The organism is Novosphingobium sp. ERN07 (genome assembly GCF_012641335.1).
Taxonomy (GTDB): domain Bacteria; phylum Pseudomonadota; class Alphaproteobacteria; order Sphingomonadales; family Sphingomonadaceae; genus Novosphingobium.
The window spans coordinates 110,406-119,100 of the sequence record NZ_JABAID010000004.1; the positions used below are offsets into that span (position 1 = coordinate 110,406).

Sequence of the window (8,695 nt, forward strand, 5' to 3'; positions counted from 1 at the left end):
CTGAGCCTAGGCTCCATTTGGTCGCTTTCCTCAGGGACGCGTTCCAATTCATACATCATCAGCTCAAGCCATCATCCCACCTCCTCAGGGCTGGGCACCAGCTCGATACACTCGACATCTACGAGGTGAGAGTAAAACGCGGCTTTGAGTACCACAATGATGATCATTTTGATGGGCGGGGTCTGTGGATCACGAGCCCGGTGCCCCGTTCGGATGTCTCACTCGTCGATCCGAGGCAGTGGCACCACCTGTATCAATCGATGTATCCGGACGATTTCTTACAAAAAATATAGAGGTCATCCGTCACAAACCACCGCTTTCTGGCGGCAACACTGACGGTCGAAATAGCTGAATTTTAGGCACCTTGCAGGACTTCTGCTTTCTTCTTCGCAATCGGCAGATTTGGGTTCGATACGACTTCCTGCGGTGAAAGCCGGACCAGACTGGTTCCTGTCGATCTCGCCGCCCGGTAAGGTCCCGCTACGTCAGGTGACCGACACCGGTGGCCAACACACCGTCCTGTTCGAGTGCTCCGCGATCGCCGAATTCTTCAACGATATCGATGATGGCGGCCTGCTCACATCCTATCGTGTGGCAGGTGCGCGGCAGCGGGACCGGATGGAATTCACACCATCGCGTTTGAAGCATACGCTGCAGAATCTACCGACTTTGCCATATGACGTCGCGCTATGCAGACCGGATCGTCCTTCATTCGCATTTTTGCCTGCAAGTTACCGGCTCATGGCAAAGCCAACGCTCTGGCAAGACCGACGACCCCGGCAGCCACCCGTCCTCGTTCGGCAATCAGTCGCGCTTCAGCTTCCACTTGCGCAGTTTGCGAAGCGGACAGCTCCTCCTTGCTAATCGCACCTGCGCGAAACGCATCCGTATCGCGGGCCAAAGCCGCCGCTCGCGCTTTGACCTCGGCCTCGGTGCGAGCATAGGCCTGGCGTGCGGTCATCAGCGCTGCCTGCCCGCTTTCCACGTCAGCCGTGGCGCGCAGGACAGTCTCACGGTATGCCGCCAGCATCTCGCGATGCCGACCGCGCGCCGAAGCAACTTGCGCATCGATCCGCCCGAAGTCGAACAGGCGCCAGCGCAGGCCGACTGCACCCTGGATCGCGACAGAATCTCCGGTGAACAGTTCGCCGAAGCGATTGCTCTGCACTCCGATCAGCCCCCCGATCGAAATGCTTGGCCAGTATTCGGCGAGCGCGGCCCCGATCGCGGCGTTGCTGGCCACCAGACGGGCCTCAGCCATTGCAACGTCAGGCCTTGCCCTGAGCACTGATGCCGGCAATCCACCTACAGGATCCGCGGAAAGGACTGGCATTTGCCCTGCCAGATCAAGCGGGAGTGAGGGCGAACGGCCCACAAGGACCGCGATCTGCGCTCTTTCCGCCTCCACCCTCGCCTCGATTTCCGGAAGGGCGGCGGCCGCCTGCTCAGCCAGCGCCGAGGTTCGCTCGGCATCTGCCAGGGACGCAGCGCCAGCAGTCTGCCGCGCCTGCATGATCGCGGCGCGGTCTCGCGCTTCCCGGGCCAGGACAGCAAGCGCGCGGCCCTGCGCCTCAGCTGTCCGAAGCCGAAAGTAAGCCTGCGCCAGTTCAGCTGTGACCGCAAGCCGTGCAGCCTGCACGCCGGCTTCGGCCTCCACTAGGCTGGCGCGGGCTGCTTCCTGACGGCGGCGTATACCGCCGGCCAAGTCGAGATCCCACGAACCATTCAGCGTCGCGCTCCCGCTATCGACTGTTCGTGGCAGGTCCGGCACGTAACGGGACAACTGCCCGAGGCCCGAGTTAAGCGACTGCTGTGCCCGTGCGGCAGTGCCATTCGCTTCGACCACCGGCAAGCGCGCCGCACCTGCCGCAGCTGCCGCAACACGCGCTTGGTCGACGCGTGCCAGCGCCTGCTCGATCGTCAGGTTTCCGGCCTGTGCTTCGTTCTGAAGCCGGTCGAGTACCGGGTCGCGAAAGGCCTTCCACCAGGGCTCGGAAGATGCAGCGCCGCTGGCCACGGGCTGCCGCCACGCCGGCGCAATCTGCACCTCGGGCGGAGCGTAGTCCGGGCCGACCGTGCATGCCGCAAGAAAACTGCAAGCACAGGCAAGGCCAAGGAACCGTCGCAGCGTCATGCAGGAAGTCCTTCCGGAGTGGCGACGGTTTCTTCCGGTCTTCCACCCGCGCCCTTGCCGGCGAGAAGAAGATACATGACCGGCGTTGCAATGCGGGCAAGCAAGGTCGACGAAACGAGCCCGCCGATCATGGCAATGGCCATGGGCGAAAACAGGCCGCTGTTCTCGACGGCAAGGGGCAGCAGGCCGCCGATCGCCGTGACCGAAGTCAATAGTACCGGCAGGAAGCGAAGTTCGCCTGCTCGCTCCACGGCTTCGCGGACCGGCAGGCCGTCGCGTTCGAGCTGCTCGGTGAAATCGACCAGCAGGATCGAATTCTTGATCTCGATGCCTACCAGCGCAATCAGCCCGACTGCTGCGGTGAACGATAACGAATTGCCCGTAAGCCAGAGCGCGACGATGGCGCCGAGAAAGCCGAATGGTACGATCCCCGCGACCACGGCCACGGTACGGAAGCGCCCGAATTCGAGGACCAGCACGGCGAGAATGCCCAGCGATGATACGACGATGGCCGGGACGAGACCTGCAAAGCTGCGCGAGGACGTCTCAGCCTCACCGCCGAGCGAAATGCTGTAGCCCGGCGGCAGGTCGACTTCGGCCTGCACCCGCTCGAGGACTTGCGCGGTTGCCTTCGAGACCAGCACGCCAGGGTCCGTGTACGCAGTAAGCGTGACCATGCGCGCGCGGCGCAGGCGGTCGATCCGTGCCGCTTCCGAGCGCAATTCCGGCGTGGCAAGCGCCGACAGCGGCGCACTGCCGCCAGCCTTGGTCGGCACGAAGAGCTGTCCGAGCTGGCCTAGCTCGCTTCGTCCCGCATTGGGCATTCGCACCGTCACGGCGTAATCGTCGCCATCGGCATCGCGGTAGCTTGCCACGGAGCTGCCGGACAGTCCCGTGCGGACGGCATCGCGGATTGCACCCGGAGCAACGCCGAGTGCGGATGCTGCCGCTTCATCCACCGCAAGGTGCAGGTCTGTGCGGGGCTGGCGCAGCGGATTGCCGATGTCGCGAACACCGGGAACATCCGCCATGACCGCCTCTGCCTTGCGAGACAGGGCCGCCAGACGGGCAACGTCAGGCCCGGAAATACGCACGACGATCGGCGCCTCGATCTCGGGCCCGTTCACGAACGTGACGATGCTGATGCGCGCACCGGGATAGCTGTCGAAGCGGCGGCGCAGGTCAGCCAGCAGCGCTTCGGACTTGCCCGGCTCCCACGCCTTGAGCCCGACGGCGACTTCGCCGAACGCGGGGTCGGTCTCGCGCTGCGCCACGTTATAGTAGAGTTGCGGGTTGCCACGGCCGACATTGGCCGATGTCCAGCGCACTTCGGAGCGCGCGGAGACGACGTGCTCCACCCAGCTCACGGCCTGATCGGTGCGACGCTGTGCAGTACCTTGCGGCATCTCCACCCGGACCAGAAACTGCGGCGTCTCGGCCGGTGGAAACAGGCTCGACCCAATGACCTTCGCCAATGGCAGCGACAAGACACACAGCAGCAGCAGACCGATCATCCAGCGCCGTGGGCGATCGAGCGCTCGGTGCAGGACCGGAGCATAGAAGCGATGAATGCCGCGCTGGACGGCCTGCAGCAGTTTGTTGCCCTCGGGATGTTCATCGCGCGAGAGGAGCAAACGCGCGGCAAGCGGCGTCATGGCAAAGGCCACGATCAGCGAGCCAAGAACCGTGGCTATGACTGCGACCGGCAACGAGCGGATGAATTCACCCGAAGCCTCGGGAAGAGCAAGGAGCGGCACGAATGCGAACACGAGGCACGCGGTGCAGCCAAGCACTGCCAGCGCGATCTGCCCGGTGCCCTTGATGACTGCCGTGGTGCGGTCCGCCCCTTCGCGCAGCCAGCGGGCGATGTTCTCGACCACCACGATCGCATCGTCGACGAGGATGCCCAGCGCGAGAACAAAGCCGGCAATCGCCAACTGGTTCAGGGTGAAGCCCAAGCCTGCAAGGATGCCAACGCCGATCAGCAGCGAAAGCGGAATAGCGATCATGACCACCCCTGCCGCACGGAGGCCCAGCGGCAGTAAGGTGAGGCTGACCAGGACCAGAGCGATCAGGAAGTCGCGCGTCAGACCTCCTATCCGGTGCTTCACGTTCTCGGACTGGTCGAATCCGCGCACCAACTTTACACCGCCCGGGAGCGTCCGCTCGAAGGCATCGAGTTCGGCATTGATGGAAGCGGACAGGCGCGTCACGTCCTGATCCTTTGCCTGTGTCGCCGTTACCAGCAGGGCCCGCTGGCCGTTGAATCGCGTGATATGATCATGATCGTCCTGCGCCCACGCCACTTGTGCCACGTTACCGACACGCAATGCCCGGCCATCTCCAGGTAAGACTGGCACTGCGGCAATATCTTCGGGCGAGCGGAAGGCACCCCCGTATTTCACGGTGAACCGGCGCGCAGCAGCATTGACCGCGCCCAAAGGGCTCTCCTCGCCGGCCGCACGCAGGGCCTGAGTGACCGCCGTGGGTGACAAGCGCAGCGAGGCTAGCCGTGCCATATCCAGCGACACGCGCATCTCGGTCCGGCCTGCGCCCCAGTAGCGCGCCTCGTTGATCCCCGGAATGGTCCCCAGTCTTTCCCGCAGGCGGTCGGCGACTTTCTCGAGCCGCCGCATCGGAAGATATTCGCTGACCAGGGCCACTTCGACGATCGAAACGTTGATCGGCCGCCCGCGCACGATGTCGAGCCGTTGCAACCCCTGCGGCAAGCTGGCGCGCAGGGCGGAGACCTCGCGTGTCACCTTGTCGTAACTGCTTTCAGGGTTTGTGCCCCAGTTGAACTCGATCCTTGTGACGGAAAGCCCATCGGTGCTGCGCGAGCGCACTTCGCGAATGCCGTCGAGCCGGTAGACCGCATCCTCGACCGGCCGCGTGACCAGTTCCTCCACCTCGCTCGGAGATGCGCCCGGAAGCACCGCGTTGATGATGAAGATTGGCGGATCGAGTTGCGGATCCTCGGTCCGCGGTATGGTCAACAGCGCCGCGAGACCGAGTGCAGCAAGCAGCACTATAGCCACCAGTGTGAACTGCCAGCGCGCAAGAGCAAAGGCCGCAGGATTGAAGCTCATCTGGCGTCCACCCGCACCTTCTGACCATCACGAACGAAGCCTGCACCGGCCGTGATCACGCGTGCCGACGCGGGGAGGCCTTCAACCTCGAGCATGTCGCCAATGAAGCCGTGCAAGGTGATGGCATGCAGACGGGCAATGCCGCGGGCCGGGTCCACCACCAGCACATGCCCGTTGCGGCCGTTCGCGTCCAACAAGGCTTCTGCCGGGATATAGAGGCGCCCGGACGCCTGCGCGCTGCTGGACGTCAGGGAAACGCTGCCGGTCAATCCGCTTGCTACACCGGGACTGGCGGGCAGGCCGATATCGACATCGAGCGTACCGGTGACAGGGTCCACCGCGCTACCCTTGCGCAAGACCTTGCCGGAAATCTCACCCATACCTGCAAGCGTGAGCAGGACCGGCCTGCCCGGGGCAATGCCGGCAGCGCGTGCAGGAGTGACCGCGGCGCGGGCAATGAGCGGGCTGTTGACATCCGCCATACGCAGCACCGGTTCGCCCGGAGCGACCGTTTCGCCAGCCTCATGCATCCGGGCGAGTATCAATCCCCGGAACGGTGCCCGCGCCACAGTGGAAGCCCTGTCATAGCGCGCGGCGCGTAGCGCTGCCTGCGCCGCCGCCAGCGCGGACTGTAAATCCTGCTGCTGCGCTTCCGATATTGCGCCCGCTGGGAGAAGCGTTGCGTTCCGGCGCACAGCCCTCTCGAGTTGCGCGACGTCTGCTGCTGCCCGTTGTTCGCTGGATACCTGCAGTGTCGGGTCAATCTCTGCGAGAACGGCTCCTGCCGCGACTCGATCCCCGGGGTGCACCGGAAGCGCGGTCAGCGTGCCGCCGACCCTTAGCGATATCATCGCCTCTCGGTCGTAAATTACGCGGACCGGATACCGTTCGGCGCCTCGACTGTCTTGGGCACCCGGCAAACTGCGAGGCAGTACCGCCTCGACCATTGCGATCTGATCGGCATTATTGGCGGTGGTCGGCGAACAAGACGCAACCAGACCTGCGCTGGCAATCGCTAGAGCGCCGAAACAAGGCGTTGGTACGCGCAGCATTAGGTTCGACTCCGAAACCTATCATTGATAGCCGATCAGTGATCGGTTGACGCACGGAGGTCAAGTGGCAAAAGGAGCGTATGGCGCCACCAGCGAAATCAACGCGGTCTGCAGACCGGCGTGAGCAGATCCTTGATGAGGCGCAACGCCTGTTTCTCGAGCATGGCCTCGACAGCACCACCACCCGACAAATCGCCTTGGCTGTAGGTATCAGTCAGCCGTCATTGTACGCGCATTTTGCCAGTCGGGACGCGATTGCTGTCGAGCTCTGCATTCGGGCTTTCGGCTTTCTTGAACGCCGGCTTCGCTCTGTTGATCAGTCGTTGCCCTCTGCTCAGCGTCTACGCGAACTATGCCGAGCTTATATCCAGTTTGGTCTAGAAGAGCCCGCAGCGTATCGCGTAGCGTTCATGGCCGAGATCGCTGTCGACGAGGAAAGCGGGATGCACCGCGGGCTTGAGGCTGGGCTCGCGACTTTTTCCATCTTGCGAGAAGCAATGACGGCTCATTTGGGCAACGCGAATGAAGCAGAAGTAGCTGCCCAAAGTGTGTGGGCTGGCATTCACGGGCTTGTCGCAATCTTCCTGACCCGGCCGGAATTTCCCTTCATCGAGCCCGGGAAGCTGATTGAAACGCACCTCGATCGTCTCTTGGCTACCCACTCGTCTTCGGCAGCGTAAACCAAGTTCGCCATACATGCCTGTACGGCCCGCCCCGACTTACCAGTGTGTGAGAAATTGCAATTCAGCTTCAATTGCAACCCACGCCGGATGTCACATAGGATGATCAATTACCGCTTCCAGCTGGTAGCCGAATCCATACAATGTTCGTATGGTCACTCCGACTGTCTCGCCCAAATCCAGTTTACGGCGCAGTCTAGCAATATGGGTGTCAAGAGTGCGGGAGTGGACATCAACTCCAGTGCCCCAAACTCGTTCAAGAAGATAGCTTCGAGACAAAGGCCGGTTTGGGTTAGGCTCAGGATCTGTAATTGCAGAGCTGGGCGGTGTGATCCCTTGAGGGTTTCATGGATCTGTCCGCACTGACCGAGCCGGAGCCTGGTCGTGCTGTATCGGGTCTCACAGAGGCGAACGTTGCATTGACTCGAAGCGGGCTTTGCTGCCCATCTGACTACCTTCGCAGATCGTTCGTCCCTGCGTTCCCTCTCGGGACACCGCCCTCGGATCAGCTTTGACGCTTCACCGCTGGCAAGCAGGTTCTACCCCAACTCAAGCTTGGAACAAAGTGCCGTCGCGCAGCATGGCATGCATGATGACCGCAAGGCGGCGAGCCAGGGCGACGCGAGCCTTCTTAAGGCCCCGGCGCTTGGCGATCTTCATGGCCCATGTCTTCAGGGCGAAGGTCTCTCGGCTCCTAGTCAGGATCGAGTTGGCGGCTTCGTAGAGCAGCTTGCGCACCGTGCTGTCGCCCTGTTTGGTGATCCTGCCTGTCCAGTCGAGCTCACCCGACTGATGACGTCGGGGCACAAGGCCGAAGTAGGCCCCGGCATTGCGCGATTGTCGGAAACGCCCCGCTTCATCCACTGCAGCGGCGAAGGCGGCTGAGGTCTGAACGCCGACACCTGGGATGGTCATCAAGATTTCGCAGGCTTGTGACTGGCTCGCGATGACACGCAGGCGGCGGTCCATTTCCTTAATTTGCTCGACCAGTTCCGCGCGCACGGACAGCAAGGATGCGATGGCGTCGCCAAGGCCCGGGATGTGGGCGGCCTGCATGATCCGTTCAAGGAAAGCCTTCCCTTGACCTGCGCCGGGCCGATAGCCGAACGTCGCGCAGAGACCGCGGATCGTGTTGTCGAGGCGGACACGCGCTTCCACCAGATGGCTGCGTGCGGTGATCACGCTGCGGACGCCATGCGCTGCAGGGGATTTGACGTGCACCTCCTTGAAGAAGCCGGTGCGCGCCAACTGTGCGAGGCCGGCGGCATCGTGAGGGTCGGTCTTGTTCGCCTTCATTGCTTTGAGGCTCTGGTGCGCCTGGCGGGCATCGATGCACACCACCGGGATACCCAGTTCACGCAGACCAAGGCAAATCGCCGGCGACATGCGGCCCGTTTCGATCACCGCCCGCTCGATTGGACCGTATCGCTCCAGCATCATGGCGATCGCTTCCGGAGAGCTTTCCACTTTCTCGGACACGACCTTCCGACCATTGTCATCAACGATGCAGACCTGCGTGGATTCCATCGACAGGTCTAATCCGGCATAGTGCTTCATGGCTGCTTCCCTCCTTCAGGATTCGACAACCAGAAGTGTGCGCCTCAACCGAGCTCCGAGGGAAGCAGCCGCAATTACACGATGACTCACTGATCACAGCCAGAAGAGCACGGTTGCGGCGAGTGCGAGGGCGGAGAAGAAGACGGTTGGACAGCGGTCGTATCGCGTTGCCACGCGTCGCCA

At 62.7% G+C, this 8,695-nt stretch carries 8 protein-coding genes; 2 read left to right on the plus strand and 6 right to left on the minus strand.

Annotated elements, in window-relative coordinates; translation table 11 throughout:
• A partial coding sequence (locus HGI47_RS22405) for a hypothetical protein (RefSeq protein ID WP_206066067.1) occupies nt 1–293 on the plus strand: 293 nt, incomplete at its 5' end.
• A gap of 446 nt (nt 294–739) precedes the next feature.
• On the opposite strand, the gene HGI47_RS07830 is transcribed toward HGI47_RS22405, so the two are convergent.
• Genes HGI47_RS07830 through HGI47_RS07840 form a run of 3 tightly spaced genes read right to left on the minus strand, consistent with a single transcriptional unit; the run spans nt 740 to nt 6,275 of the window.
• Nucleotides 740–2,134 (minus strand): efflux transporter outer membrane subunit, encoded by a 1,395-nt coding sequence (locus HGI47_RS07830; protein ID WP_168852270.1) that lies wholly within the window; start codon nt 2,132–2,134, stop codon nt 740–742.
• The gene (locus tag HGI47_RS07835; protein ID WP_168852271.1) at nt 2,131–5,223 is read right to left on the minus strand and encodes an efflux RND transporter permease subunit; all 3,093 of its coding nucleotides are present in this window, start codon (nt 5,221–5,223) and stop codon (nt 2,131–2,133) included. The genes HGI47_RS07830 and HGI47_RS07835 overlap by 4 nt, the downstream gene beginning before the upstream one ends.
• Entirely contained in the window at nt 5,220–6,275 is a 1,056-nt protein-coding gene (locus tag HGI47_RS07840) for an efflux RND transporter periplasmic adaptor subunit (RefSeq protein ID WP_125956736.1), read from the minus strand. Before HGI47_RS07840 ends, HGI47_RS07835 begins: the two co-directional genes overlap by 4 nt.
• Nucleotides 6,276–6,355: 80 nt before the next feature.
• Here HGI47_RS07840 and HGI47_RS07845 point away from each other — a divergent pair, with 80 nt between their 5' ends.
• A complete protein-coding gene (locus HGI47_RS07845) occupies nt 6,356–6,955 on the plus strand; it encodes a TetR/AcrR family transcriptional regulator (RefSeq protein WP_118074966.1) in 600 nt (199 codons plus the stop codon).
• Nucleotides 6,956–7,048: 93 nt separating this feature from the next.
• Here the strand turns inward: HGI47_RS07845 and HGI47_RS23050 are convergent, their stop codons facing one another.
• The 3 genes from HGI47_RS23050 to HGI47_RS23055 all read right to left on the minus strand — a co-directional run.
• Complete coding sequence (locus HGI47_RS23050) at nt 7,049–7,288, minus strand: helix-turn-helix domain-containing protein (RefSeq protein ID WP_125956893.1); 240 nt, start codon at nt 7,286–7,288, stop codon at nt 7,049–7,051.
• A gap of 216 nt (nt 7,289–7,504) precedes the next feature.
• Nucleotides 7,505–8,512 carry an IS110 family transposase gene (locus tag HGI47_RS07855; protein WP_125956734.1) on the minus strand — a complete coding sequence of 336 codons (1,008 nt, stop codon included), beginning with the start codon at nt 8,510–8,512 and terminating at the stop codon, nt 7,505–7,507.
• The coding region (locus HGI47_RS23055) for a hypothetical protein (protein WP_370521664.1) at nt 8,454–8,695 on the minus strand (242 nt) is incomplete at its 5' end. The genes HGI47_RS23055 and HGI47_RS07855, both read right to left, overlap by 59 nt.